Annotated in this window: 25 protein-coding genes, 1 tRNA gene and 1 pseudogene; 20 read left to right on the plus strand and 7 right to left on the minus strand. The window is 72.2% G+C overall.

Going from position 1 to position 25,807, the window contains the following annotated elements:
* Positions 1-33 precede the first annotated feature (33 nt).
* Entirely contained in the window at positions 34-1,518 is a 1,485-nt protein-coding gene (locus tag ACIOJE_RS11160; protein WP_400775216.1) for an MFS transporter, read from the minus strand.
* A gap of 105 nt (positions 1,519-1,623) precedes the next feature.
* Between ACIOJE_RS11160 and ACIOJE_RS11165 the strand changes: the two genes are divergently transcribed.
* Positions 1,624-2,589 carry a helix-turn-helix transcriptional regulator gene (locus ACIOJE_RS11165; protein ID WP_400775217.1) on the plus strand — a complete coding sequence of 322 codons (966 nt, stop codon included), beginning with the start codon at positions 1,624-1,626 and terminating at the stop codon, positions 2,587-2,589.
* Here the strand turns inward: ACIOJE_RS11165 and ACIOJE_RS11170 are convergent.
* Positions 2,586-2,978: a hypothetical protein gene (locus tag ACIOJE_RS11170; RefSeq protein ID WP_400775219.1), complete on the minus strand. Its 393-nt coding sequence runs from the start codon at positions 2,976-2,978 to the stop codon at positions 2,586-2,588. The two genes, ACIOJE_RS11165 and ACIOJE_RS11170, sit on opposite strands and share 4 nt — an antisense overlap.
* Before the next feature lie 5 nt (positions 2,979-2,983).
* Complete coding sequence (locus ACIOJE_RS11175) at positions 2,984-3,502, minus strand: YbhB/YbcL family Raf kinase inhibitor-like protein (protein ID WP_400775221.1); 519 nt, start codon at positions 3,500-3,502, stop codon at positions 2,984-2,986.
* 259 nt (positions 3,503-3,761) lie between these two features.
* Here ACIOJE_RS11175 and ACIOJE_RS11180 point away from each other — a divergent pair, with 259 nt between their 5' ends.
* A complete protein-coding gene (locus ACIOJE_RS11180; protein ID WP_280673582.1) occupies positions 3,762-4,928 on the plus strand; it encodes a hypothetical protein in 1,167 nt (388 codons plus the stop codon).
* 21 nt (positions 4,929-4,949) lie between these two features.
* On the opposite strand, the gene ACIOJE_RS11185 is transcribed toward ACIOJE_RS11180, so the two are convergent.
* Positions 4,950-6,506, minus strand: coding sequence for a helicase HerA-like domain-containing protein (locus ACIOJE_RS11185; RefSeq protein ID WP_400775224.1), 1,557 nt, complete (start codon positions 6,504-6,506; stop codon positions 4,950-4,952).
* Between the two features lie 190 nt (positions 6,507-6,696).
* Here ACIOJE_RS11185 and ACIOJE_RS11190 point away from each other — a divergent pair, with 190 nt between their 5' ends.
* Both ACIOJE_RS11190 and ACIOJE_RS11195 read left to right on the plus strand, forming a co-directional pair.
* Positions 6,697-6,993, plus strand: coding sequence for a type II toxin-antitoxin system VapB family antitoxin (locus ACIOJE_RS11190; protein ID WP_030061387.1), 297 nt, complete (start codon positions 6,697-6,699; stop codon positions 6,991-6,993).
* 253 nt (positions 6,994-7,246) lie between these two features.
* A complete protein-coding gene (locus ACIOJE_RS11195) occupies positions 7,247-7,918 on the plus strand; it encodes a LytR C-terminal domain-containing protein (protein WP_348534048.1) in 672 nt (223 codons plus the stop codon).
* 76 nt (positions 7,919-7,994) lie between these two features.
* Here the strand turns inward: ACIOJE_RS11195 and upp are convergent, their stop codons facing one another.
* The gene (gene upp / locus ACIOJE_RS11200) at positions 7,995-8,630 is read right to left on the minus strand and encodes a uracil phosphoribosyltransferase (RefSeq protein ID WP_189913140.1); all 636 of its coding nucleotides are present in this window, start codon (positions 8,628-8,630) and stop codon (positions 7,995-7,997) included.
* Between the two features lie 188 nt (positions 8,631-8,818).
* On the opposite strand from upp, the gene ACIOJE_RS11205 reads away from it, so the two are divergent.
* The 8 genes from ACIOJE_RS11205 to ACIOJE_RS11240 all read left to right on the plus strand — a co-directional run bounded on the left by ACIOJE_RS11205 (position 8,819) and on the right by ACIOJE_RS11240 (position 13,849).
* Positions 8,819-9,055, plus strand: coding sequence for a hypothetical protein (locus tag ACIOJE_RS11205; protein WP_280673591.1), 237 nt, complete (start codon positions 8,819-8,821; stop codon positions 9,053-9,055).
* Between the two features lie 271 nt (positions 9,056-9,326).
* Positions 9,327-9,890, plus strand: coding sequence for a tRNA adenosine deaminase-associated protein (locus ACIOJE_RS11210; RefSeq protein WP_280673594.1), 564 nt, complete (start codon positions 9,327-9,329; stop codon positions 9,888-9,890).
* 51 nt (positions 9,891-9,941) lie between these two features.
* Entirely contained in the window at positions 9,942-10,469 is a 528-nt protein-coding gene (gene tadA, locus ACIOJE_RS11215) for a tRNA adenosine(34) deaminase TadA (RefSeq protein WP_280673596.1), read from the plus strand.
* A 95-nt stretch (positions 10,470-10,564) separates the two neighbouring features.
* Positions 10,565-10,651, plus strand: a tRNA-Ser gene (locus ACIOJE_RS11220).
* Positions 10,652-11,102: 451 nt separating this feature from the next.
* Positions 11,103-11,267 carry a hypothetical protein gene (locus tag ACIOJE_RS11225; protein WP_280673602.1) on the plus strand — a complete coding sequence of 55 codons (165 nt, stop codon included), beginning with the start codon at positions 11,103-11,105 and terminating at the stop codon, positions 11,265-11,267.
* Positions 11,268-11,380: 113 nt separating this feature from the next.
* Positions 11,381-11,674, plus strand: a complete 294-nt coding sequence (locus ACIOJE_RS11230; RefSeq protein WP_280673604.1) for a Dabb family protein — start codon at positions 11,381-11,383, stop codon at positions 11,672-11,674.
* 343 nt (positions 11,675-12,017) lie between these two features.
* Positions 12,018-12,800 (plus strand): RNA polymerase sigma factor SigF, encoded by a 783-nt coding sequence (locus ACIOJE_RS11235; protein WP_400775504.1) that lies wholly within the window; start codon positions 12,018-12,020, stop codon positions 12,798-12,800.
* Between the two features lie 143 nt (positions 12,801-12,943).
* Positions 12,944-13,849 carry an RNA polymerase sigma factor SigF gene (locus ACIOJE_RS11240; protein WP_400775229.1) on the plus strand — a complete coding sequence of 302 codons (906 nt, stop codon included), beginning with the start codon at positions 12,944-12,946 and terminating at the stop codon, positions 13,847-13,849.
* Here the strand turns inward: ACIOJE_RS11240 and ACIOJE_RS11245 are convergent.
* On the minus strand, positions 13,836-14,834 hold the full coding sequence (locus ACIOJE_RS11245; RefSeq protein WP_400775232.1) for a tyrosine-protein phosphatase: 999 nt from the start codon (positions 14,832-14,834) through the stop codon (positions 13,836-13,838). The genes ACIOJE_RS11240 and ACIOJE_RS11245 overlap by 14 nt on opposite strands.
* A gap of 414 nt (positions 14,835-15,248) precedes the next feature.
* Here ACIOJE_RS11245 and ACIOJE_RS11250 point away from each other — a divergent pair, with 414 nt between their 5' ends.
* The 8 genes and pseudogenes from ACIOJE_RS11250 (at position 15,249) to ACIOJE_RS11285 (ending at position 25,455) form a co-directional block, all read left to right on the plus strand.
* Positions 15,249-17,600, plus strand: coding sequence for a hypothetical protein (locus ACIOJE_RS11250; RefSeq protein WP_400775234.1), 2,352 nt, complete (start codon positions 15,249-15,251; stop codon positions 17,598-17,600).
* A 115-nt stretch (positions 17,601-17,715) separates the two neighbouring features.
* Positions 17,716-19,230 carry a GT4 family glycosyltransferase PelF gene (pelF, locus tag ACIOJE_RS11255; RefSeq protein ID WP_280673611.1) on the plus strand — a complete coding sequence of 505 codons (1,515 nt, stop codon included), beginning with the start codon at positions 17,716-17,718 and terminating at the stop codon, positions 19,228-19,230.
* Entirely contained in the window at positions 19,227-20,750 is a 1,524-nt protein-coding gene (locus ACIOJE_RS11260; protein ID WP_400775236.1) for a hypothetical protein, read from the plus strand. The genes pelF and ACIOJE_RS11260 overlap by 4 nt, the downstream gene beginning before the upstream one ends.
* Before the next feature lie 157 nt (positions 20,751-20,907).
* Positions 20,908-21,900, plus strand: a complete 993-nt coding sequence (locus tag ACIOJE_RS11265) for an SDR family NAD(P)-dependent oxidoreductase (RefSeq protein ID WP_280673614.1) — start codon at positions 20,908-20,910, stop codon at positions 21,898-21,900.
* Between the two features lie 73 nt (positions 21,901-21,973).
* Positions 21,974-22,675, plus strand: a pseudogene (locus ACIOJE_RS11270) (NDP-sugar synthase); the annotation flags it as partial.
* A gap of 125 nt (positions 22,676-22,800) precedes the next feature.
* Positions 22,801-23,718 (plus strand): NAD(P)-dependent oxidoreductase, encoded by a 918-nt coding sequence (locus tag ACIOJE_RS11275; protein ID WP_280673616.1) that lies wholly within the window; start codon positions 22,801-22,803, stop codon positions 23,716-23,718.
* A complete protein-coding gene (locus tag ACIOJE_RS11280) occupies positions 23,715-24,410 on the plus strand; it encodes a spherulation-specific family 4 protein (RefSeq protein ID WP_280673618.1) in 696 nt (231 codons plus the stop codon). The genes ACIOJE_RS11275 and ACIOJE_RS11280 overlap by 4 nt, the downstream gene beginning before the upstream one ends.
* Before the next feature lie 22 nt (positions 24,411-24,432).
* Entirely contained in the window at positions 24,433-25,455 is a 1,023-nt protein-coding gene (locus ACIOJE_RS11285; protein ID WP_400775239.1) for an endo alpha-1,4 polygalactosaminidase, read from the plus strand.
* A gap of 60 nt (positions 25,456-25,515) precedes the next feature.
* Here the strand turns inward: ACIOJE_RS11285 and ACIOJE_RS11290 are convergent, their stop codons facing one another.
* Positions 25,516-25,719: a hypothetical protein gene (locus ACIOJE_RS11290; protein WP_400664665.1), complete on the minus strand. Its 204-nt coding sequence runs from the start codon at positions 25,717-25,719 to the stop codon at positions 25,516-25,518.
* Positions 25,720-25,807: the final 88 nt, after the last annotated feature.

The following is a 25,807-nucleotide window of genomic DNA, read 5'->3' on the forward strand; positions in this document are numbered from 1 at the left end:
GGCCCTCGACAGCAGAACGTCACCGGCAGACCGTCAGGCCAGCGCGGGCTCCCGCGCCTCCGCGGCATCCGCCGCCGCCACGACGACCGGACCGGCCGCCTTGCGCCGCGGCAGCGCGAACATCAGCAGGAACACCACCAGCAGCGCCCCCGCGACCCACCACATCGCGTTGGTGAACGCCCCGCCGAACGCGGTGCCCACCGCCTCCGGCGCGACGACGTCGTCCATCGCCCCGAAGAACGCCACCGACACCAGCCCGAGCCCGAGCGCGTTCCCCATCTGCTGGACGGTGTTGATCAGCCCCGACGCCGAGCCGGCGTGCTCGCGCGGCACCTCCGCCAGGATCGCGTCCGTGATCGGCGCGACGATCAGGCCCATCCCCAGGCCCATCACCACCAGCGGAAGCACCATCTGCCAGGACGCGATCGCCGTGCCGTACCGGTCCGCCTCCCAGATGTACGTCAGCACGCCCGCCGCCATCACCAGCGCGCCCGTCTGGAGCACCCGGCGCCCGAACCGCGGCACCAGCTTCTGCACGGACAGCCCGGCCGCCGTGGAGACGGCGAGCGAGAACGGGATGCCGGTGGAGCCGGCCTTGAGCGGGCTCCAGCCGAGCCCCACCTGCATGTACAGCGTCCAGACCAGGAAGAAGATCCCGCAGACCACGCCGAAGGCCAGCTGCACGCCGATGCCGGCCGCGAAGCTCTTCACCCGGAACAGCGACAGCTCGACCAGCGGCGAGCCGTCCCGCCGCGTCTTGGCCTTCTCGTACGCCACGAACAGCGCGAACACCGGCAGGCTGCCGGCCATCGACAGGTACCCCCAGAGCGGCCAGCCGGCCTCCCGCCCGTGCGTCAGCGGGTAGATCAGCATCAGCAGGCCGACGCTCGCCAGCGCCACCCCGACCAGGTCCAGCTTCAGCGCCTGCTCGGCCTTCGACTCGTCGATGAAGCGGCGTCCGAGCAGCAGCCCGGCGATGCCGACCGGCAGGTTGATCAGGAAGATCGGACGCCAGGCCAGGCCGAACAGGTCCCACTCGGTGAGCAGCGCGCCGATCAGCGGCCCGGAGACGGCTCCCAGCCCGACCACCGCGCCGAACATGCCGAACACCTTGCCGCGCTCCTCCGCCGGGAAGGTCGCGTGGATGATCGACAGCACCTGCGGCACCATCATGGCCGCCGTACCGCCCTGCAGCAGCCGCATCGCGACCAGCATCTCCGGGCCGGAGGCCAGACCGCACAGCGCGGACGCCACGGTGAACCCGCCGATGCCGATCAGGAACAGCCGCTTGCGGCCGTAGATGTCGCCCAGCCGGCCGCCGGTGATCAGCCCGATGGCGAAGGCCAGCGCGTAACCGCCGGTGACCCACTGGATGGCGCTGAAGGAGGCGCCGGTGTCCTCCTGGATGCTCGGGATGGCGATGTTGACGATGGTGACGTCCACCAGGTCCATGAAGGAGGCGACCATCACGATCGCCAGCGCGATCCACCTCCGCCGGTCCGTGTCCGCGGTCTTCATTCGGTACTCCTCATCCGTCCTGCTCGTCCTGCTCGTCGGCACGTCCGCGACCCTACGGGGGATGTAGGTCAGATCCTGTCCCAGTTGCCCGGCATGCTGGACGGCATGACCGATACGCCGGCCCGCCTGCTGAACCTGCTCTCCCTGCTGCAGACCCCGCGCGAGTGGCCCGGCAGCGAACTCGCCGAGCGGCTCGGCGTCAGCCCCCGGACGATCCGGCGCGACGTCGACCGGCTGCGCGACCTCGGCTACCCGGTGCAGGCCACCATGGGCGCGGTCGGCGGCTACCGGCTGGTCGCGGGGACAGCGATGCCGCCGCTGCTGCTGGACGACGAGGAGGCCGTCGCCATCGCGGTCGGACTGCGGGCGGCGGCCGGGCACGCGGTGGTCGGCATAGAGGAGGCCTCGGTCCGCGCCCTCGGCAAGCTGCTCCAGGTCCTGCCGGGCCGCCTGCGGCACCGGGTGGGCGCGCTCAACGCCGCCACCGTGCCGCTGCTCACCGGCGACGGCCCGACCGTCGACCCGGACGACCTCACCCTGCTCGCCGGCGCCGTCACCAACCGGGAGCGGGTGCGCTTCGCCTACCGGGCCGGCGACGGCGCCGAGACCAGGCGCAGCGTCGAGCCCGAGCGGCTGGTCTCGGTCGGCAGCCGCTGGTACCTGGTCGGCTTCGACCTGGACCGGGACGACTGGCGGCTGTTCCGCGTCGACCGGCTCAGCGAGCCCCTCGCCACCGGCGCCCGCTTCACCCCGCGCCCGCTCCCGGCCGAGGACGCCGCCGCGTACGTGGCGGGCAAGCTGCACCGCCCGTCACCGGCCCGCGCCCTGCTCGCCACCGTGCACACCCCGGCCGCGCACGTCCGGCGGCGGTTCCACCAGGGCGACGCCGAGATCGAGCCGATCGACGAGCACAGCTGCCGGCTGCGCTCCCGCACGGACTCCGTGGAGTGGACGGCGATGCGGCTGCTGATGCTGGACTGCGAGTTCGAGGTGCACGAGCCACCGGAGCTGATCGCCCACCTGCGCGACCTCGCCGCCCGCGCCAACCGGGCGACGGATAACGCTGGTTAGGGTCGGACGTCGTCGCCGAGCACGAGCTCCGCGGTGCGGGTCCCGTCGGCGCCGTACACGGCGGCGTTGGTCCGCCAGTCCGACCCGACCTGCTCGGCCCGGTAGCCGGCCAGCAGCATCCGGTTGCCCGGCAGCAGCGCCAGATGGTCCGGTGGGACCTCGGCGCCGGACAGCGGCACCCGCCGCGCCCCGCGCGGGTCGGCCACGACCACCTCGCCGTCGAACGGCAGCCGGACCGGCGGCCAGGATCCGGCCGGCTCCAGATGCTGCTCCGGCACCAGCAGGACGGCCAGGTCCCCGCCCGGCCCGACCGTCCAGGCCACGGCCCGGCGACCGGCCCGCCGATCCTCCTCGGACAGCCGCCAGACCTCGACCGGATGGGCGATCAACGCGCTCAGACCCCGTACTCGGCGGTCAGCAACGCCCGCCCCAGCGTGTGGAAGGTCAGGTGGAAGCCGATCTGGGCCGCCGGGGTGTCGGCGGAGACGCCCAGCTCCTCGACGTCCAGGGCGTGCACCGCGAAGACGTACCGGTGCGGGGCGCCGGGCGGCGGGGCGGCGCCGTCGTACTGGTTGCCCGGGAAGTCGTTGCGGCCGTGGAAGGAGGCCGCGCCCGGCAGGGTGTCGTCCGAGGAGCCCGCGCCGCGCGGCAGCCCGGTGGTCCCGGCGGGCAGGTTGAGGGCGAGCCAGTGCCACCAGCCGGAGCCGGTGGGCGCGTCCGGGTCGTAGCAGGTCACGGCGATGCCGCGGGTGCCCTCGGGCAGGCCCGACCAGGCCAGCTGCGGCGAGAGGTTGCCTGCGGCGTGGACGAACTCCTGGGCCAGCGTGCCGCCGTCGGTGATGTCCTGGCTGGTCAGCGGGAAGGACGGCACCTGCGGCAGGAAGTCGTACGGCAGCGGCGGGCGGACGCTCATGGGGTGGTCACCTCTCAACGGGCCGGGGGCGGCCTCGGGCCGGAACGGCGCCGAAGGCCGCCGGAATGACACGGCTCACTGTAGTGGGGGTGCCCCGCCGATCCGGCCGCCCCTACGGTCGGGCCTTGGCCTCCGCACTCCCGGGCCAGCGGCCTGGGCGACCTCGGCCGCCGAGCCGTCCGAACCACCAGGTATAGACCAGTCCGGCCCCTGCGGCTAGCGTGAGCAGCGCACCCGCCCCCTGCTCCGGAGCCGCACCGTGGAGTCGTCCGTCCTCGCCTTCGCCACCGACCTGCTCGACGAGGGCGCCGACACGTTCTTCGGCAACCTCACCGACCGCGCCGGGGTCGGGGGCGTCACCCTCGCCTCGGTCTACCACGAGGCCCGGGACGTCTTCCCGCACAACCCCCGCCGGGTGATCCGCTACCTGGAGCCCGGCGCGGCGTACTTCCGCCCCGATCCGGCCCGCTGGCAGGGCCGCCGCCTCGCCCCCGTCCCGTCCACCGCGATCGGCGACCGCGACCCCTTCGCCGAGGCCGCCACCGAGGCCCGCCGCCGGGGGCTGAAGCTGCACGCCTGGACGGTGTTCTGCCACAACGACCGGCTCGGCTTCGCCCACCCGGACTGCGCCCCGGCCAACGCCTTCGGCGACCGCCACCTCACCGAGCTCTGCCCGGCGAACCCGGAGGTCCGGGAGTACGCGCTGACCCTGGTCACCGAGCTGGCCCGGTACGGCGTGGACGCGATCCGGGCCGAGTCGCTGCACTTCCACGGGCTGCGCCACGGCTACCACCACGAGCGCTACTTCGAGGAGCTGGGCCCGACCGCCGAGGCGCTGCTCGGGGTCTGCTTCTGCGCGCACTGCCGCGCCGCCGCCACCCGCGCGGGCGTCCCGGCCGAGGAGGTCGCGGAGGCCGTCCGCACCGAGCTGCGCCGCCGGCTGGCCGACGAGGCGGCCGCCGCCGAGCCCGGCGCCCTGGACACCCTCGCGGACGGCGCCTTCGCCGCCTACGTGGACGCCTCCGCCACCACCGTCACCGCGCTCGCCGCCGAACTGTCCGAAGAGGCCCGGCGCCACGGCATGCGGCTGAGCTTCATGGACGGCGGCGGCCCGGGCAAGGGCTGGCTGTCCGGCATCGACCTGCCCGCGCTCGCCAGGGCGGCCGACCAGATCGAGACGCTCGGCTACGCGAAGACCCCGGAGGCCGTCCGGGAGAAGATCGCCGCGTTCGCCCTGCACGGCGTCCGCCCGCAGGGCCTGGCGGTGATCCTGCGTCCGATGGCCTCGGACTGCGACGGCCCGGCGAACCTCGCCGCCAAGATCACCGCCCTGCGCGAACTGGGCATCCCCGAGGTCGAGTTCTACAACTACGGCCTGATGCGGCTGTCCTCCCTGGACCGGATCGGCGCCGCACTGGCCGGGTAGCGGCCACCGGGCCCCGCAGCGCTACCGCCGCCGCTTGGACGTCCCGAACAGGCTGCGCGAGATCTCCTGCCCCAGCTGCTTCCCGGCCGAGCGGGCGAAGTTCTTCACCGTCGGGTTGCTGAGCAGCGACCCGAGCAACCCGCCCGCGCCCGTCGGCTCCTTCGGTTCCTTCGGGTCCGCGCGCCGCCGCGGGGCCTCGTCCACCGGGGCGCTCTGCGGCCGCGCCGCCCGCGCCGCCAGCTTCTCGTACGCCGACTCCTGGTCGATCGCGTCCCGATAACGGGCCGTCAGCGGCGAGGCGTCGACGACGGCCCGCAGCGCGCCCGCCTCGACCGGCCCCATCAGCGACTGCGGCGCCCGCAGCCGGGTCGCCGCGACCGGCGTCGGCGCGCCCTTCTCGGAGAGGACGGTCACCACGGCCTCGCCGGTACCCAGCGAGGTGAGCACCGCGCCGAGGTCGTACGAGGAGCGCGGGAAGGTCGAGACGGTGGCCTTGAGCGCCTTGGCGTCGTCCGGGGTGAAGGCCCGCAGCGCGTGCTGCACCCGGTTGCCCAACTGGGCGAGCACGTCGGCCGGGACGTCGCGCGGGGTCTGGGTCACGAAGAAGATGCCCACGGCCTTCGAGCGGATCAGCCGCACGGTCTGGGTGATGGCCTCCAGGAAGGCCTTGGAGGCGCCCTTGAACAGCAGGTGCGCCTCGTCGAAGAAGAACACCAGCTTGGGCCGGTCCAGGTCGCCGACCTCGGGCAGCTCCTGGTAGAGGTCGGCGAGCAGCCACATCAGGAAGGTGGAGAACAGCCGCGGCCGGTCCTGCACGGCGGGCAGTTCCAGCACCGAGACCACGCCCTTCCCCTCCGGTGTGGTCCGCAGCAGTTCGGCGGTGTCGAACTCGGGCTCGCCGAAGAACGCCCCGGCGCCCTCGTTCTCCAGCACGGTGAGCGCACGCAGGATCACCCCGGCGGTGGCCGCCGAGAGGCCGCCGATGGTCCTCAGCTCCTCCTTGCCCTCGGGCGAGGCGAGGAAGGCGATGACGGCGGTGAGGTCCTTGAGGTCGTACAGCTCCAGGCCCTTGGTGTCGGCGTAGTGGAACACCAGGCTGAGCGAGGACTCCTGGGTCTCGTTCAGGTCCAGCACCTTGGCGAGCAGCAGCGGCCCGAAGCTCGTGACGGTGGCCCGGATCGGGATCCCGGCGCCCTGGCCGCCGAGCGCGTAGAACTCGACCGGGCAGCCCTGCGGCGTCCACTCCTGCCCGACCTCGGCCGCGCGGGCGGTGGTGCGCTCGCTCGGCGCGCCGGGCGCGGCGATGCCGGAGACGTCCCCCTTGATGTCGGCGAGGAACACCGGCACGCTCTGTGCGGAGAGCTGTTCGGCGATCAGCTGGAGGGTCTTGGTCTTGCCGGTGCCGGTCGCACCGGCGACCAGCCCGTGCCGGTTGAGCACACCGAGCGGGATGCGCACCGGGGCGTCCGGGTAGGCGACGCCGTCCAGCAGCACCGCGCCGAGGTCGAGGGCGGGCCCGGTGAAGGCGTACCCATCGGCGATCTCCCGGACGGTCGGCGGGGTGGGGGCGGAGGACATCGGGGCACACTCCTGGGCGGGGCGGGATCGGAACCCGGTCCTGAGCGGGCCGGAGCCCGATCGGAACCGGGGCGATGTTCGCGACATTTCCCATCAAACAGCCGCAATCACCCGCCCGCAGCTCACACCCGAGCGCGTGGCGACGCCGCGGCTGCTGCGCCATCCGCCGCCCAAACGGTAGGCTTTCCGTGTGATCTTCAAGCGCATCGGCAATGGGCGGCCGTACCCGGATCACGGCCGGACGAGCACCCGCCAGTGGGCTGACGTCGCCCCACGTCCGGTGCGGCTCGACCAGCTGGTGACCACCAAGGGGCAACTGGACCTCGAAACCCTGCTCGCCGAGGACTCGACCTTCTACGGGGACCTCTTCGCCCACGTGGTGAAGTGGCACGGCGACCTCTACCTGGAGGACGGGCTGCACCGGGCCGTACGGGCCGCGCTGCAGCAGCGCCAGGTCCTGCACGCCCGGGTCCTCGAAATGGAATGACGAACCCTCGCAGCGGGTTTTCGGACCGCCCCCTCGCCACCCGGCGGAGGGCGGTCCGCGCGTACCCGGGTACCTCCTTTCGGGTACCGAGGTACTCCAGACGATGATCGTTTAGTACCTTCGCAGCCGGACGGCACTACGCTGCTGACTACGGCCGCGACCAGGGGATCCACCCGCACCAGGGGATCCGCCCGCTGCGTCCGATCCGTCATCCCGACCCCGCCCTGGCACGAGGGGGAGACAAACCGTGAGCATGTTGACTCCCCAAGGCCTCAAGGGGAAGCAGTACCGCATCACCGGCAACGCCTATCCACGGCTCGGCCGTCCTCCGAAGAAGAGCCGCAAGGTGATCGCCGCGCTCGCGGCCCTGCTCGCCCTGGCGCTGATCGGCCTCGGCGGCGTGCAGCTCTACGACATCTTCAGCGGCAAGAACAAGAACGCCTCGGCCCAGGCCTGCGCGACGCCGTCCGGCAAGCCGCTGGCCGCCCCCGGCCCGGGTGATCCGGCGGCCTCCGGCGCCCCGGCCGCCGCCCAGGGCGACCCGCACGCCATCCCTCAGCCGGCCGCCGTCACGGTGAACGTCTACAACGCCACCGCCAAGAGCGGTCTGGCCGGGCGGACCGCCGAGGAGCTCAAGAAGCGCGGCTTCACCATCGGCAAGGTCGGCAACGCCCCGGCCGAACTGGACAAGAAGGTGCCCGGCACCGCCCAGGTGATCGCCGGCCCGGCCGGCGCCGGCGCCGCCACCCTGCTCGGCTCGCAGATCGCCGGTGCCACCGCCACCGCCGACGCCCGCACCGACGGCACCGTGGACTTCGTGATCGGCGACAGCTACAACGCCCTGCTGGACGAGACCCAGGCGGCCGCCGCCCTCGCCCTCGCCACCAAGCCCTCCCCCGCCCCGACCGCCACCGGCAGCTGCTGAGGCCCGGCCGGCACGCAGACGCAGGAGAGCCCCCCGGCACCGCGCCGGGGGGCTCTCGTCCGTTCGGGGGGTCCGCTCAGCCGGCGGTGCCGTACAGGCGGTCGCCCGCGTCGCCGAGGCCGGGCACGATGTAGCCGTTCTCGTTGAGCCGCTCGTCCAGGGCGGCGGTGACCACGGTGACCGGCAGGTCCGCCAGCTCGCGCTTCATCACCTCGACGCCCTCGGGCGCGGCCAGCAGCACCACGGCGGTGACGTCGGTGGCACCGCGCTCGATCAGCATCTTGATCGCCGCGACCAGGGTGCCGCCGGTGGCCAGCATCGGGTCGAGCACGTAGACCTGGCGGCCGGAGAGGTCGTCCGGCATCCGGGTGGCGTAGGTGGAGGCCTCCAGGGTCTCCTCGTTGCGCACCATGCCGAGGAAGCCCACCTCGGCGGTCGGCAGCAGCCGGGTCATCCCGTCCAGCATGCCGAGGCCCGCCCGGAGGATCGGTACGACCAGCGGGCGCGGATAACTCAGCCGGGTGCCGAGCGTGACCGCCACGGGCGTGGTGATCTCCACCTCGTCGGTGCGGACGTCCCGGGTGGCCTCGTAGGCGAGGAGGGTCACCAGCTCGTCGGTCAGGCGACGGAAGGTCGGCGAGTCGGTGCGCTCGTCGCGCAGGGTGGAGAGCTTGTGGGCCACCAGGGGGTGGTCGACGACGTGGAGACGCATGTACCGAGGTTAGCCCGGGTCTGCACGCCTGTACGACTCGCCGCGTGCCACCGGCCCCTCCGCCCCACCTCGGCGACCCGCCCCGGCGGGGTTCACGCTGCCGTGACACGCCGTGACGCACCGCGAATGTCCGGGCGCGAGCGCCCTCCCGTGGTATCAATCCGGCCGATCTGGGAATGTCACCTCTTATGACGAGCAACCCGAACGCCGGGGACGGCTCGGCGGACGAGCCCACAGGCCGGTCGGGCGATCGCCCCGGTCCGCCGCAGGACCCCCCGGAGACCGAGGCGGAGCGGCGCAGGCGGCGGGCCGTCTTCCTGCGCGAACTCACCGAGGCCCGCGAGCTCCGGGAGCGGGTCCAGCCCCGGCGGACCAAGGAACGGCGGATGCGCGAGGCCATGCGAATGCGAACCTTCCGGATCTGACACGGATTCGACGCGGTTCCGGCGCGGTTCCGGCGCGGTTCCGGCGCGACGCGCCCAGCGGTTCCGGCGAACCCCGGGCGGCGCGGCCGGGGCTTCACCGGCCGCCGGCCAGCCCTTCCGACACGACCTGCAAAGACGCGCTGCCGAACACCCCCCGCAAGGGCGGGCTTTCTGTCACGATTCCGATGGGACGGTCCGAACGAGCGGACCGCCTCTGGCGCGGGGGCGGCCAGTTTTCCGCGTTGCCCGAACGCGCCGACAGCCGAGACCGATGATCTTGGGAGTGTCCCTGGTGGCGTACTTCGCTGCAGTGCTTGCTCGCACCGAGGACGGGTGGGATGTGAGCGAGACGGAGCTCGACGACGTCGAAACCCTCGCCGACCTGACCGACCTGGCCCGCGACTCCACGCAGGACGACGACAGCGTCCTGATCTTCATCGAACAGGAGGATGCCTGGTTCGCCATCGTCCGGGTGGACGGCGAGGAGGACCCGCGGATCTTCGTGTCCGACGGCGCCGCCGCCGCCCGGAGCTCCTACGGCTCCGTCCTCACCGACGAACTGGTCGACCAGGCCGGCGAGAGCGAGTTCGGCGACCTGGACCACCTGGTCGTCGAGCTGGAGGACAGCGAGGAGGAGGAGTCGGAGGAGCCGGACGAGGACGCCCGCGGCGGCGTCCCGGTCGGCCCACTGGGCGACGCCCACCTGCTGACCGAGTTCGGCCTGGCCGCCGACGAACTCCTCGCCCTCAGCGGCGAGGGCGCCGTCCCGGGCGACGCCCTGGAGGAGATCGCCGAGGCCCTCGGCTGCGGCGAGGTCCTGGAGGCGGTCCGGTAGCGGTCGGTGGCCAGGCCGGTGCCCGTCGCCGGATACCCGACACTGGATTCCATGCAGCCCGCATCCGTTCCGCAGACCGTCCCCCGGATCGCCCCCCTGCCCGCCCCCGTCCGCCCCGACCCGGTCCGCGACCGTTGGGCGGCGCCGATGCGCCTCGCCATCGCCGAGGCCGCGCTGGCGCCGGCCACCGGGGACGTCCCGGTCGGGGCGCTCGTCCTGGGCCCGGACGGCGAGGTGATCGGACGCGGCCACAACGAGCGCGAGGCGGTCGGCGACCCGACCGCGCACGCCGAGGTGGTCGCGATCCGGCAGGCGGCCGAGCGGATCGGGGCATGGCGGCTCAGCGGCTGCACCCTGGTCGTCACCCTGGAGCCCTGCACGATGTGCGCCGGCGCCATCGTGCTGTCCCGGATCGACCGGGTGGTCTACGGCGCCCTCGACGAGAAGGCCGGCGCGGCCGGCTCGCTCTTCGACGTGATGCGCGACCGCCGGCTCAACCACCGCCCCGAGGTGATCTGGGGCGTCCTCGCCGACGAGTGCGGCGAGCAACTGCGCGAGTTCTTCGACACCCACCGCTGACGCCCGCCGCCGACACCCGTCGCCGACACCCGCGGCCGGCCGCCCCGGCGATACGGATTTCGTGACCGCGCCACCCGTCCGGTAGAGTTCCCCTCGGTAGCGTGTCCGAGCGGCCAAAGGAGCACGCCTCGAAAGCGTGTGTGGGGGCAACTCCACCGTGGGTTCGAATCCCACCGCTACCGCTTGGAAAGCCCGAGGGCCCGTCCGATCCGGACGGGCCCTCGGCGTTTCCGCGCACCCTCGAACGCGGAAAGGCTCCGTACTCAGGGCCGATGACCACCAACGCCCGGAGAGTACGGAGCCTGGAGGGGGGAGCGGCTCGGGGGGACTGACCGCTCCCCCGGCGGAGTCCCACAACCGGTGCCGCGTCGGGGGGAAACCGCGGCGCCCGGTCCCACAGCGGGGAACTCCGGATCCACGCACCGGGGATTCCTGCCAGATCCTCGGTACGCCTTCCATCCTGCCGCCCGGGCCGCGGACGGGCACCCGGAGAAAGGCCCCACTCACGGGGACCTTCGTCCCGCCAGGCGAACGCGTCGCACACTTGATAGCCCGTCCGGTGGATAAGCTGCTTCCGCAGGGCCGCTCGGGGACCCGGATGGCGGCGGCCCACAGCAGGGAGGAAGGCACCCGATGGCGCAGGCGAAGAAGATCGGCATGGTCCTCCTCCTCATCTTCGTCCTCTACTCGATCATCAGCTCACCGGCCCGCTCCGCCCAGCTCGTCCAGCTGGGGTTCGAGGGCATCTCGAACGCGGCCAAGGCGGTCGGCACCTTCATGACCGGACTGATCAAGTGACCGGGCCCAGCACGTGACCGGTCCGGCCATCTAGCGGGCGGCGGTCGTCCGGCCCCGGCACACCGGCTACGGTGAGCGGGACCCTCTGCCCCCGTCCGCGAGGAGCGGCAATCGTGATCCGCCATCTGGTCCTGTTCAAGCTCAACGAAGGCGTCGCCAAGGACGACGAACGCGCGCTCGCCGGCGCCAAGGCGTTCTCCGAGCTCGGTTCGCTGATCCCCGAACTGCGCGCATGGGAGTGCGGCTGGAACACCACCGAGCGGGACATCGCCTACGACTACGCGATCAACAGCCTGGTCGAGGACCGCGACGCCCTTCAGGCCTACCTGACCCACCCGGCCCACCAGGCCGCGGCCGGCCAGTGGCGCGAATTCGCCACCTGGGTGATCGCCGACATCGAGGTCTGACCCCTCCCAGGTACCCCGGCCCGTCCCCCGGACGGCCCGTTGCGCCCCGTCCGGTCGCCGGACGGGGCGCCTTGCTCTGCCCCGGAACGATCCTTGCGGCGCCTGGTCGGGAGGCCGGGCGAAGCCCCGACGCAGCACCAACACACCTCCATCGGGTGCTTGCCCGACCTGCGCCCACCTTGTGATGCTATGACCGGTTTTGCCGGACATGGCGAGGTGGTGAACCAGCCGCGACACCCGATCCGCAGGGCCCGTCGTTGTCGACTGAGGGAGGGGTGACGTGTCCGTGGACGAAGTACTGGCGGCGATCATCAGTCCGGCCGGCGAACTCCGCCCGGACGGTCTGCGCGGCCCCGGCGGCCGCCCCGTACTGGACGTCCGGACGCTGACCCGGGTGTTGTTCGAACGGCTCGCGGAGCTGCCTCCGGACGCCCCCGAGCGGGAGCGGGTCCGGGCCGCCCTGATCGAGGTGAACATCCCGCTGGTGCGCTACGCGGCCACCCGCTTCCGCAGCCGCAGCGAGCCGATGGAGGACGTCGTCCAGGTCGGCACCATCGGCCTGATCAACGCGATCGACCGGTTCGACCCCGAGCGCGGGGTCCAGTTCCCCACCTACGCGCTGCCCACCATCCTCGGCGAGATCAAGCGCTACTTCCGGGACAACGTCCGCACCATGCACGTCCCGCGCCGGCTCCAGGAGCTGTGGGTCCAGGTCAGCGGCGCGATGGAGGAGCTGACGGTGCTGCACGGCCGGGCCCCCAAGGTGCCGGAGATCGCCGCCAGCCTGCGGATCCCCGAGGAGGACGTCCGGGCCTGCCTGGACGCCGGGCGGGCCTACAACGCGGCCTCGCTGGAGGCGGCGCAGGAGCACGAGGGCGGGCTCGCCCTACTGGACCGGCTCGGCTACGAGGACGCCGCGCTGGCCGAGGTCGAGCACCGGGACATGGTCCGCCACCTGCTGGTCCAACTGCCCGAACGGGAGCGACGGATCGTGATGCTGCGGTTCTTCGCCAACCTGACCCAGTCGCAGATCAGCACCGAACTCGGGATGTCCCAGATGCACGTCTCGCGGCTGCTCTCGCGCATCCTGACGAGGCTTCGGACCGGCAACTCCTGGGAAGACTGAGATTGCAGCGCGTTACCCCCGCGTGACATCTTGCGACGTTCGGGTTTGCCGTGGACCGTGTTCCGGTATGGAGGGGGAGGGCCCCGCCGGGAACCACCGTGCGACGGCCCCCGTTCAAGTGTCAGTCACAAGGGGGTGGGTGCATGTCCGGAGAGCTGGGCACTGCGGGGATCCACGCTGGTCAGGCCATTGGTACGGCGGTCGCCGAGGACCGGATCCCGCTCCAGCGGGTCCCGGCCGCCGCACCGCCCGGCCCCGAGGCGCCGCCCGAGACGCCGACCGGCTCCGGGTTGGACACCCGGACGCTGTCCCGCTCGCTGTTCCTGCGGCTGGCCGCCCTGGAGCCCGGCAGCGAGGAGCACACGTACGTCCGCGACACCCTGATCGAGCTCAACCTGCCGCTGGTCCGGTACGCCTCCGCGCGCTTCCGCAGTCGCAACGAGCCGATGGAGGACATCGTCCAGGTCGGCACCATCGGCCTGATCAAGGCGATCGACCGGTTCGACCCCGAGCGCGGGGTGGAGTTCCCCACCTTCGCGATGCCCACCGTGGTGGGCGAGATCAAGCGCTTCTTCCGGGACACCAGCTGGTCGGTCCGGGTGCCCAGGCGGCTCCAGGAGCTGCGGCTGGCGCTCACCAAGGCCGGTGACGACCTGTCCCAGCGGCTGGACCGCTCCCCCACCGTCGCCGAGCTGGCCGCCTGCCTGGGGGTCAGCGAGGAGGACGTGGTCGAGGGCCTCGCGGTGGGCAACGCGTACACCGCCAGTTCGCTCGACTCCAGCCCCAGCGAGGAGGACGGCGACGGGCCGCTGGCCGAGCGGCTGGGCTACGAGGACCTCGCGCTGGAGGGCGTCGAGTACCGGGAGTCGCTGAAGCCACTGCTGGCCAAGCTGCCGCCGCGCGAGCGCCGGATCATCATGCTGCGCTTCTTCGGCAACCTCACCCAGTCACAGATCGGCGAGGAGATCGGCATCTCCCAGATGCACGTCTCCCGGCTGCTCACCAGGACGCTGACCCAGCTCCGCGAGGGCCTGATCAGCGAGGGCTGACCGGGTCGGCCGAGGCCGGACTCCCGCCGCCGTCCAGCAGGTTGGCCCGCAGGCCGGCCAGGACGGCGGCGTCCAGGCCGAGGCCGTCCCGCCAGAACGCGTCGAAGTCGGACCAGCCGGCCCCGACCTCGTCGAAGGCCGCCGCCAGGTAGCCGGGGTCGGCCCGGAACACCGGCTGGAGCAGCCGCGGCTCGCGCATCAGGCCGCGGGCCTCCAGGTCGCCCATCACCCGGCGGACGACCGGGGCCGAACGCTCGTTGGTGAGCAGGTAGTCGGCGAGGACGGTCTCGCGGTCGACACCGAGGGCGGTCAGCACGAGGGCGGCGGCCCAGCCGGTGCGGTCCTTTCCGGCCGAGCAGTGGAACAGCAGCGGCGGCCCGTCCGGGGCCGCCAGCAGCCGCAGCAGGATGGCGAAGCGCTGTCGGGCCACCGGGTCGGTGACGAACCAGCGGTAGAGGCCGACCATCATGGCGGCCGCCCGGCCTTCGCCGAGCAGGGCGCGCTGCTTCTTTGGGCTGCGGTCGGCGAGGGCGCTCCGGATTGTCGCATAGATGTCGAAGTCCTTTGCGAGCAAAGGGAGATGATGAAGGGTGACACCATCCGGCGCGGCCGCCTCGACGGTCACCGCAGTGCCCGCGGTGACCGCGGGGGCGGCCGCGGCGAGGTCGGCGACGGGAAGTCCGGGCAGCCGGTCCGGTCCGGTCTCGCGGACCTCGTCGAGGCTCCGGAGGTCGACCACCCGACGCAGGCCGAGCGCGCGCAGCGGCGCGAGATCCTCGGCGATGACATGGTTCAGGCCATCGCTTCGCAGGGCCACACCGCGCCGCAGCACCCGTCCGTCGGCCGTCCGGTAGCCGCCCAGATCGCGGGCGTTGACCGCACCGCGCAGTCCGAGACTGCGCCCGACCAGCGCCGTTCCGGCCGGCTCCGGTACCGCATTCCGTCCGCCCCCGATTGCACCGGACTCGGTCCGCTGATCGGCCACGCAAGCGCCTCCATTGCATATTCGGACTGTCACATGGCACAGCGGTGTCAGATATTGCATGAACCTGCCCGACGGACCGGCAAGATGTGCAAGAGTGTCATGCGCGACGACGACAGTGTAGGTGTCCGCGCGACCCGCCCAAGCCGCACGGGCGGTAACCAGGTGTAGCCCTCAGCTTCCGCTTTTTCATTCTCAATTCATTATTTGCATGGCCGGTCCGGTTCCGGTCACAATCAGCGCCTTCATGACTTCGCCATGAACGTTGGTAACAGGTTCGCTGCACTCTCGCCCAATTGGTCCCGCGCGGAGCCACCCCTCGACCAGGATGGGCGCCGGGCAGCCTGCTGCCCGCGAACAGCTACAGGGCAGGCGAGCGCTGAGCAGCGAGGCGCCTACCCCAAGGGGAGGATCACCATGGGTCGAGCGACCCGAAGAGTTGCCGCGTGCGCGGCGGCAGTTCTGCTGGCCAGCGGCCTGCAGACCACCCTGGCCCACGGCGCCACGCCGCCCAGGATCGACCTCACCATCCTGGTCATCGACGACGGGGGCCCGTCGGTCGCGGCGATCACCGCCGAACTCAAGAACCAGGGCACCCCGTACAAGGTCGTCAACCTCAATGACACCAACCGTCCCGTCATCACCTCCGCTTTCCTGAGTGACACGGTGAACGGCCAGCCCCGCGGGAAGTACCAGGGCATCGTCCTGCCCAACGAAAACCCCTTCCCCAACAGTGCGGCCGAGATGACGGCGATCGCCGGCTACGAAGCCGCATTCGGAATCCGGCAGATCGACGCGTACACGTTCGCAAGTCCTGCAGTGGGCCTGAACTACGCTCAGAATCCCGGTTACTACGGCACGTTGGACGGTTTCCAGGGCGCGACCACGGCGGCCGGCACTTCGGGCCCGTTCGGCTACCTGAAGGGCAGCGTCCCGTTCGAGGACAACGACCCCACCGTCAGCGAGAGTTACGGATACCTGGCCACGCCGCTGGCCAACCTGCCGGCCGGCGCCTCGTTCGTTCCGCTGGTCGACGCCGCGATCCCGAGCACCACCTCGCGCGGTTCGCTGGTCGGTGAGTACACCCACGACGGCCGCAAGGAGCTGGTCGTCACCTTCGTCTACAACCAGTACCAGCAGCAGTACCGCCTGCTGGCCCGCGGCATGGTCGACTGGATCACCCAGGGCGTCCACCTCGGCTACGACCGCAACTACTTCGCGGCCCACGTGGACGACGTCTTCCTGGCCGACGACCGCTGGGACACCGTGCTCAAGTGCACCCCCGGCGACGTCACCTGTCCGCCCGGCACCCCGGACACGGCCAACCCGATCCGGATGACGCCGGACGACGCCCAGCACCTCAAGCAGTGGCAGACGGCCAACAACTTCACCCTGGACATGGTGTTCAACGGTGGCGGCAGCGAGGACTGGAAGGCCGACCACCAGACCACGGTGGACCCCACGGCCAACCAGATGATCACCGACCAGAACAGCTACCGCTGGGTCAACCACACCTACAGCCACCCGTACCTGGGCTGCGTCCAGGACGTCACCGTGGTGCCGTGGCGCTGCACCAAGGACGCCTCGGGCAACACCGTCTGGACCGACCAGGCCACCATCTCGGGCCAGATCAAGGACAACTTCGACTGGGCCGCCAAGAACGGCCTGAAGGTCGACCCGCAGGCCCTGGTCACCGGTGAGCACTCCGGTCTGCTGACCGCTCCGCAGGAGAACAGCGACAACCCGAACCTGGCGCCGGCGCTGGCCGCCAACGGCATCAAGTTCACCGGCAGCGACGCCTCCCGCGAGTCCGGCCAGCGGGCCGTCGGCTCGTCCACGCTGACCGTGCCGCGCTACCCGATGAACGTCTTCTACAACGCCGGCACGGCGAAGGAGGAGGCCGACGAGTACAACTGGATCTACACCAGCAAGGCCAACGGCGGCAGCGGGATCTGCGAGAACAACCCGAACTCCACCTGCCTGCCCCAGCCGCTGGACGTCAACACCGGCTACCAGTCGTACATCGTGCCGCTGGAGGCCCGGATCGACCTCGGGCACGTGCTGAGCAACGACCCGCGGCCGCACTTCATCCACCAGTCGAACCTGTCCGAGGACCGGATCCTGTACCCGGTGCTGGAGAAGATCCTCGGCACCTACCGGTCGCTGCACGCCGACAACACCCCGATCGTGAACCTCGGCGAGCGGGAGATCGGCCAGGAGTTCCAGCGCCGCGGGGCCTGGAACGCGGCCGTCGCGGCCGGTCAGGTCACCGCCTACCGGGTCGGCAACACCGTCACGGTCAACGCTCCGGCCGGTGTTCAGGTCCAGGCCACCATGCCGACCGGAACTTCTCAGAAGCTGGTCATCGGATCGACCGCCTTCGGTTCGTCCTACGCCGGTACGCTCTCCGGTTGGGTGTCTCCGGGCACCCTGCAGAGCAGCGTCGCCCTGCAGCTCCCGTCGAGCGCCGCCCCGGCCGCCCCGGCCGCCGTCGCGCCCGGCGCCGCGGCCAAGTCCGTCCCGGCTCCGGCCCCGGCGGACAAGAAGGTCGTCCCGCAGGGTGTCGCCACTCCCGTCCCGGTGGGCCCGGGCGACACCGGCCGCACCAGTGCACCGTCCCTGGTCCCCGGTAGCGGAACCCCGGTGCCCGGCAAGGACGTCGCCACCAACGGCAACGGCGCGACCGCCGCGGCCACCAAGAGCGGTAAGGCCACCGGGGGGGCGGCCTCGCTCGGCACCAGTACCACCGGACGCTCCGGCAACCGGTAACCCGCAGCACCCGACGGCGGGGCCGGGCCGGTCGCCCGGCCCTGTCTCGGGTACCGTTCCGGCCACCCAGGCCGGACACCGACGCAAGGAAAAGGAACAGGAGGGGGGACAGGAGATGCGCGTCACCCTGCTCACCGAGGGGACGTATCCGCACCAGCACGGCGGCGTGAGTGTCTGGTGCGACCAGCTCGTTCAGGGCATGCCGGACGTCGACTTCGACGTCATCGCCGTCACCGGTACCGGCCACGAACCACTGGCCTGGGAGCTGCCCGCCAACGTGCGGTCGGTCACGACCGCACCGCTGTGGGGCCCCGCCTCCGAGGCCGGGCCGCCCCGCGGCAAGGAGATGCGGCGCTTCCTCAACGCGTACGAGCGCTTCCTGCACTCCGTCCTCGATCCGGTCTACACCACTCACTTCGGCACCGAGCTGTACGGCTTCGCCGACCTCGCCCGGCGCGGGCTGCTCAGCCCGGCGCTGCGCAGCGAGCGGGCCCTGCGCACCCTCCAGCACGTCTGGACCCGCGACTACCTGCCCACGGCCGTCTCCCGGCCGACCATGCACGACGCCCTGAACGCCACCGACCTGCTGGAGCACGCCCTGCGGCCGCTCTCGGTCGAACCGCCCAAGGACGGCGTCGCGCACGCCGCCAGCGGCGGCCTGGCCACCCTGCCGGGGCTGATCGCCGCACAGCAGTACGGCGTACCGTTTCTGCTGACCGAACACGGCATCTACCTGCGCGAGCGCTACCTCGGCTACCGCACCGGCCCGTACCGCTGGCCGGTCAAGGCGCTGCTGCTCGGCTTCTACCGGATGCTCGCCGAGGAGAGCTACCGGCAGGCCGCGCTGGTCACCCCCGGCAACCGGTACAACCGGCGCTGGGAGGAGCGCGGCGGCACGCCGTCCGCGCACATCCGCACCGTCTACAACGGCGTGGACCCGGCGGCCTTCCCGCCCGCCGGGCCCGAGCCCGAGACGCCGACCCTCAGCTGGGCCGGCCGGGTCGACCCGATCAAGGACCTGGAGACGCTGATCCGGGCCTTCGCCATCGTCCACCGTGAGATCCCCGAGGCGCGGCTGCGGCTCTTCGGTGGAACTCCCAAGGGCGGCGAGGCCTACCGGGACGGCTGCATAGCCCTGGCCGCCGAGCTCGGCATCGCCGAATCGGTGGCCTTCGAGGGCCGCGTCGCCGACATCACCGACGCGTACGCGGCGGGCAACGTGGTCATGCTCTCCAGCATCAGCGAGGGCTTCCCGTTCACCCTGATCGAGGCGATGTCCTGCGGCCGCTCGACCGTCTCGACCGACGTCGGCGGCGTCCGCGAGGCCGTCGGCGACACCGGGCTCGTCGTCCCGCCCCGCGAACCCGAGCCGATGGCGGCCGCCGCGATCGAGCTGCTGCGCGACGCCGAGCGGCGCGCCCGGCTCGGTGAGCAGGCCCGGCTGCGGGTCATCGAGCAGTTCACGCTCCGCCAGAACATCGACGGCTTCCGGGGCATCTACACCGAACTCCTCGGCACCGCCCGCTGGATGCCGGACGGCGTGATGGCCGTCACCGACCAGTCCCCCGCCCCGGACTGGGACCAGCAGCTCGCCGCCGCCAGCCCGCAGCCGAGCGAGGTGGGAGCGTGAGCGGGCCCCTGCGCCTCGTGCCGGACGAGGGCGGCTCCGAGCGGACGATGCAGCTGCGCACCCTGCCGCTCAAGCGCCGCCGCCCCGCCGGGCCGGCCCAGCCCGAGCCCGAGCCCGAGGAGCAGCTCGACCTCTCCGCGGACCCGCTGGACGAGCTCGCCGAGCGGCTGCACGACATCTGCGCCGACGCCGTCCACCCGTACGAGATCGCCGCGTTCCTGGAGTCCGACGGCCTCTCCGACGAGCAGGCCGCCCTGCTCTACGGCCGGCCCGACTCGTTCACCCTCGCCGAGGAGCTGTTCGAGAAGGTCGAGCGCCGCTACCCCGGCCCGAGCTCCGAGTTCGCCAACCCGTGGCGGGCCGACCCCTGGCGCTGCGTGGTGCGCGGCCTGGTGTTCGCCCTGCCCGGGCTCGGCTACCTGCTCGGCGCCAACCTGTTCGCGGCCACCCGGATGCGCTTCGGCCTGCCCTCCGGCATGCTCGCGCTGTCCGTCGCGACGCTGGTCAGCTGGGGCTTCAACCAGGCGCTGGCGCACCGCTCGTACCGCTGGCTCGGCCGGCTGCGGCGCTGGGAGGCCGCGATCTGCCTGGCCGTCGGGGCGCCGCTCGGCGCGCTGGTCGCGTCCGCGGCCGCCTACGTGGTCGGCGGGCCGCTGGGCGCGCTCTGGTTCGCCGCCGGGCAGTCCCTCTACCTGGGCGCGGCCACCGTCCTGCTGGTGCTCGGGCGGGAGAAGTTCCTGCTGCTGGCCCTGGCCCCGGCCTCGGTGGGCGCGGGCGTGGTGCTGGCCACGGACGTCCCCCCGGTCGTACGGACGGTCGTGCTGCTCGTCTCCCTGGTGCTGGCGGTCGGCCTGGCCGCGCGGGAGCTGCTGTTCTGCATCCGCGGCGGCGAGAAGGAGTCCGTCGCGATGAGGCTGCCGATCCGCCAGGAGATCCCGCACCTGCTGTTCGGCTTGGCCTGCGGCGCCCTCACGCTGATCGCCGGCCTCGGCGAGACCATCCACCAGGCGGTGCAGACCGGCGCCGCGCACGACGCGAAGGCCACCCCGACCGGGCCGGCCATGATCGCGCTGACGCTCAGTCTCGGCCTCGCCGAGTGGCTGCTCTTCCGCTACCGGGCGATGGCCGTGGCCGCGCTGCGCACCAGTCACACCAGCGGCCAGTTCACCCGCCGCACCGGCGGGATCCTGCTCGGCTGCCTGTTCATCTACCTCACCACCGTGGCCGCGCTGGACGCCGCCGCGACCGTGCTGTGGCCCGGCGCCCCCGCGCTCGGCGTGCCGCAGCTCGGCGCGATGCTGCTCCTCGGCGGCTCGCTCTGGCTGGCGCTGCTGCTGAACGCCTTCGGGTTCAGCTGGAGCACCGCCCTCATCTGTCTGGCCGCCGCGGGTGCCGAGAGCACCGGGCTGCTGACCGGTGTGGATCCGATCGTCCTGCAGCTGACCGGCTGCGGGGCGGCCGCGCTTCTCCTCACCGCCATCGCCGGGCCCGTGCTCGGCCGCACCACCCAGCACCGCTGAACACCGAAATCACGCACGCCCACATCGCGTGCACCGCAGGACCCGCTCCACCTGAACAGCACTTCACCTGAACATGTTTCACGGCACAGCTGAACCACCACCGGCCGGTCACCACCGAGAGTCCGGCTGTTCCCAAAATCGAGAGAGCGAATCACGCATGAGCAGCGTCGCGGTCACCGGAGCCGAGGGCTTCATCGGCTCCCACCTCGTCGAAACCCTGGTCGCCGACGGGCACCACGTCCGGGCGATGGTCCAGTACAACTCCTTCTCCTCCTTCGGCTGGCTGGAGACCCTGTCCAAGGAGGTGCTGGAGTCGGTCGAGATCGTCCTCGGCGACGTCCGGGACCCGGGCTCGGTCAACGGCCTGGTCAAGGGCACCGAGGCGGTCTACCACCTGGCCGCCCTGATCGCCATCCCGTACTCGTACCGGGCCCCGCACTCCTACGTCGACACCAACGTCACCGGCACCCTGAACGTGCTGGAGGCGGTCCGCCACCAGGAGATCCCGCGCCTGGTGCACACCTCCACCAGCGAGACGTACGGCACCGCGCAGACCGTGCCGATCACCGAGGACCACCCGATCAACACCCAGTCCCCGTACGCCGCCTCCAAGGCCGGCGGGGACCGGCTGGCCGACAGCTACCACGCCAGCTTCGAGACCCCGGTCGTCACCCTGCGCCCGTTCAACACCTTCGGCCCGCGTCAGTCGATGCGCGCCGTCATCCCGACCGTGATCGCCCAGCTCGCGGCCGGCGAGACCGAGATCACCCTCGGCGACCTGCGCCCGACCCGCGACTTCATGTTCGTCAAGGACACCGCCCACGCCTTCCGCACGGTCGGCACCGCACCCGCCGAGACCGTGGTCGGCCGGACCTTCAACGCCGGCACCGGCGGCGAGATCTCGGTCGGCGACCTGGTCACCCTGGTCGGCAAGCTGATGGACGTGGACGTCGTGGTGAAGGAGGACGAGCAGCGCATCCGTCCGACCAACTCCGAGGTCATGCGCCTGGTCGCGGACGCCACCCGGCTGCGCGAGGCCACCGGCTGGGCCCCGCAGTTCACCCTGGAGCAGGGTCTGGAGCAGACCATCGAGTTCTTCCGCGACCCGGCCAACCTGGCCCGCTACAAGACGGACATCTACAACGTCTGACCGCCGTACCGATCATGCCCGTCCTGGTAACCAAGGTTCGTGTCCTGCACATCCTTTCCGTGGGGGAAACACCATGCATGCAGTGATCCTGGCCGGCGGTAAGGGCGTCCGTCTCCGCCCGTACACCACCGCGCTCCCCAAGCCGCTCGTCCCGATCGGCGACCAGCACGCGATCCTGGAGATCGTGATGCGCCAGCTCGCCGCCGCGGGCTTCAAGACCGTCACCCTGGCCATCGGCCACCTCGGCCACATCATCCGCGCGTACGTCGGCAACGGCTCCCAGTGGGGGCTGCGGGTCGGCTACGCCGTCGAGGACAGCCCGCTCGGCACCATGGGCCCGCTGCTCACCATGCAGGACCGCCTGCCGGAGCACTTCCTGGTGATGAACGGCGACATCCTGACCGACCTGGACTTCGCCGGGGTGCTCAAGCACCACGAGGCGTCCGGGGCACCGCTCACCATCGCCACCTACGCCCGCCAGGTGAAGATCGACTTCGGCGTGCTGACCACCGAGTCCGGCACCATCACCGGCTTCCAGGAGAAGCCGAGCATCGACTACCGCGTCTCGATGGGCGTGTACGGCGTCTCGCGCTCGGCGCTCGCCAAGTACACCCCCGGCCTGCCGCTCGGCTTCGACGAGCTGGTGCTGGACCTGCTCGCCGCCAAGACCCCGCCCGCCGCCTACGACTTCGGCGGCTACTGGCTGGACATCGGCCGCCCGGACGACTACGACCGGGCGAACGCCGAGTTCTCCTCCATCCGCCCGGTGCTGATGCCCTTCGAGTCGGCCGACGCCGTCCCGGGCGTGGCGGAGCTGCCGATCCCGGCCGCCCGCACCGCCCCGGACGACACGGCCGAGGTGCCCGCCGCAGCCGGTGCCCAGAGCGACGGACGGGCCGCGTGAGAATCCTGCTCCTCGGCGGCGACGGCTTCCTCGGCCGCCACGCCACCGCCGTCCTGCGGTCACTGCCCGGTGCCACCGTGCTGACCGCGGGCCGGCGGCCCGCCCACGACCTGCGGCTGGACCTGGCCACCGTCCAGGCCGGCCCGCTCGGCGAGGAACTGGCCGCGCTGGCCCCCGACGTGGTGGTCAACTTCGCCGGCGCGGTGGCCGGCAGCGCGGTCAAGCTCGCCGAGGTGAACGCGCGCGGTCCGGCCGTGCTCTGCGAGGCGCTGCAGCTCGGCGCCCCGAAGTCCCGGCTGGTGCACATCGGTTCGGCCGGCGAGTACGGCGTCTGTCCGGCGGGCAGCTCGCTGTCCGAGGACTCCGACGCCCGCCCGGTCGGCGTGTACGGCGCGACCAAGCTGGCCGGCTCCCTCGCGGTGGCCGGCTCGGCGCTGGACGCGGTGGTCCTGCGGGTGTTCAACCCGGTCGGCCCGGGGGCCCCGGTGGGCTCGCTGCCCGGACGGCTGGCCGCCGAGCTGCGCCGGGTGGCGCCCGAGGGCGCCGACGGCGTGATCACGGTCGGCGACCTCTCCGCCTACCGCGACTTCGTCGACGCCCGGGACATCGCCCGCGCGGTCGGCCTGGCCGCCGCCGCGGACCGTCCGCTCCCCCGGGTGCTCAACCTCGCCTCCGGGCAGGCCCGGCAGGTCCGGGCGATCGCGGACGGGCTGGTCGCCGCGGCCGGCTTCACCGGCCGGATCGACGAGAGCGGGGCGGGCTCCGAGCGCTCGGCCGCGGTCTCCTGGCAGCAGGCCGACGTGTCGGCCGCCGCCCGGGAGCTCGGTTGGCACCCGGAGACGGACCTCGCCGACACCCTGCGCGACCTGTGGCTCGACACCGCCGAGCCCGCTACCCACCCGGTCGTCGCATGACCGGCGGGATCATCCCCGACGGCCGCCTGCTGGTGCCGCTGTACGTCCACCCCGCGGTGGACCCGGCGGCCTGGCAGGCGGTCGCCGCCGCCGACCCCGGACGGATCGCCGCCGTCGTGCTCAACCTCGCCGACGGGCCGGGCGAGAACCCGGACAACGTCTTCGCCGAGGCCGCCGACCAACTCCGCGCGGCCGGCCTGCCGTTGGTCGGCTACGCCGACACCGACTACGGCCGCCGACCGCACGCGGCCGTGGTCGCCGACATCCTGACGTACCGTCAACGCCACGACATCACCGGCGTCTACCTCGACCAGGTGACCACTCACCCGGGCGCGCTGGCGCACTACCGGCGACTGGCCACGGCCGCCCGCGCGGCCGGCTGCGGCACCGTGATCTTCGGACACGGCGAGCACCCGGACCCGGGGTACGCCGAAGTCGGCCTGGCCGACCTGCTGGTCACCTTCGAGGGCGACTGGGACACGTACCGCGCGATGACGCTCCCGATGTGGACCGGCCGCCACGCGGCCTCCCGCTTCTGCCACCTGGTGTACGACGTCCCGGCCGAGTACGCCGAGGACGCCACCGCGCTGATCGCCGCCCGCCGGGCCGGCGTCGGCTGCGCCGTACCGGGCGCCGGGGAGAACCCCTGGCGCACCCTGCCCTACGGCCTGACCGCCGCTGAACTGACCTGACCCGATCCGGAGTTCGACTACCGTGAACCGCCGTACCCGGCTCCTGCCGGCCGCCATCGCCCTCGCCGCCGCCATGCTGGCGACCTCGTGCAGCAGCTCGGGCTCAGACGACGACAACGGCTCCTCGGCCGACGGCTCGCCGAGCAGCCCGCCCGCGGCCACCGCCCCGGCCACCCCGGACGGCGGCACCACCCCGGCCACCCCGCCGGACACCGGCACCGCGACCGCCACCCCCGGCACCCCCAGTGCCCCCGGCCCGCCCACCGCGCCCGGCGCCGCCACGCCCCCGGGCGCCACCCCCGCCCCGGGCACCCCGGGCGCCACCACCGCCCCGCCGCCGGCCGGCGCCCGCTGGCAGCCCACCCCGGGCCTCGCCTGGCAGTGGCAGCTCGGCGGCACCGTCGACCAGTCGGTGGACGTCCCGGTCTACGACATCGACGGCTTCGAGAACGACGCCTCGGTGGTGGCCGCGCTGCACGCCAAGGGACGCAAGGTGATCTGCTACATCAACGCCGGGTCCTGGGAGAACTTCCGCCCCGACTCCGCCACCTTCGCCAAGTCCCTGCAGGGCTCCGACACCGGCTGGAAGGGCGAGAAGTGGTTCGACATCCGCAAGCTCGACCAGCTCAAGCCACTGATGGCGGCCCGCTTCGACATGTGCAAGAGCAAGGGCTTCGACGCCATCGAGCCGGACACCATCGAGGCTTACAACCAGAACAGCGGCTTCCCGCTGACCCCTGACGACCAGCTCAGGTACAACCGCATGCTGGCCCAGCTCGCGCACGAGCGCGGCCTGGCCATCGGTCTGAAGAACGACCTCGACCAGATCCCGGCGCTGCTGCCGGACTTCGACTTCGCGGTCAACGAGGAGTGCTCGCAGTTCGACGAGTGCGACCGGGTCGCGCCGTTCGTCAAGGCGGGCAAGGCGGTGTTCCACGTCGAGTACAAGCTCGACACGAACCAGTTCTGCACCAAGGCCAAGTCGCTCGGCTTCAGTTCGATGCAGAAGAAACTCGACCTGAACGCCTGGCGCAAGCCCTGCTGAGCGCCCACGCGCCGGTTTCCGTCGCGCGGGTGACCCTCGTCCGGGTCACCCGCGCGAGGATCACTTGACCGCCAGCCAGATGACGCCGCCCAACACGGCCAGCACGATGACGGCGACCAGCGCGATCACGCCGGTGCGGTTACCGCCACCGCTGCTGCGGCCGTAGGTGGAGACGGAGCCCGGAGCCTGCGGAGCCGGAGTCTCGTCGACGAACGCCCGGAACATCTGAGTGCTGCCGGCGGGGTCGTAGTCGTTGTCAGCCATGGCACGGACTCTAACGAATCCGCCCACCTCAGGGACACCCCGGACCCCTCCCCCGCAGGCCCCACCACCCGGCCGTGCAACGGCACTA

This window comes from Kitasatospora sp. NPDC087861 (assembly GCF_044742585.1).
In the GTDB taxonomy this organism is placed as follows: Bacteria; Actinomycetota; Actinomycetes; order Streptomycetales; family Streptomycetaceae; genus Kitasatospora.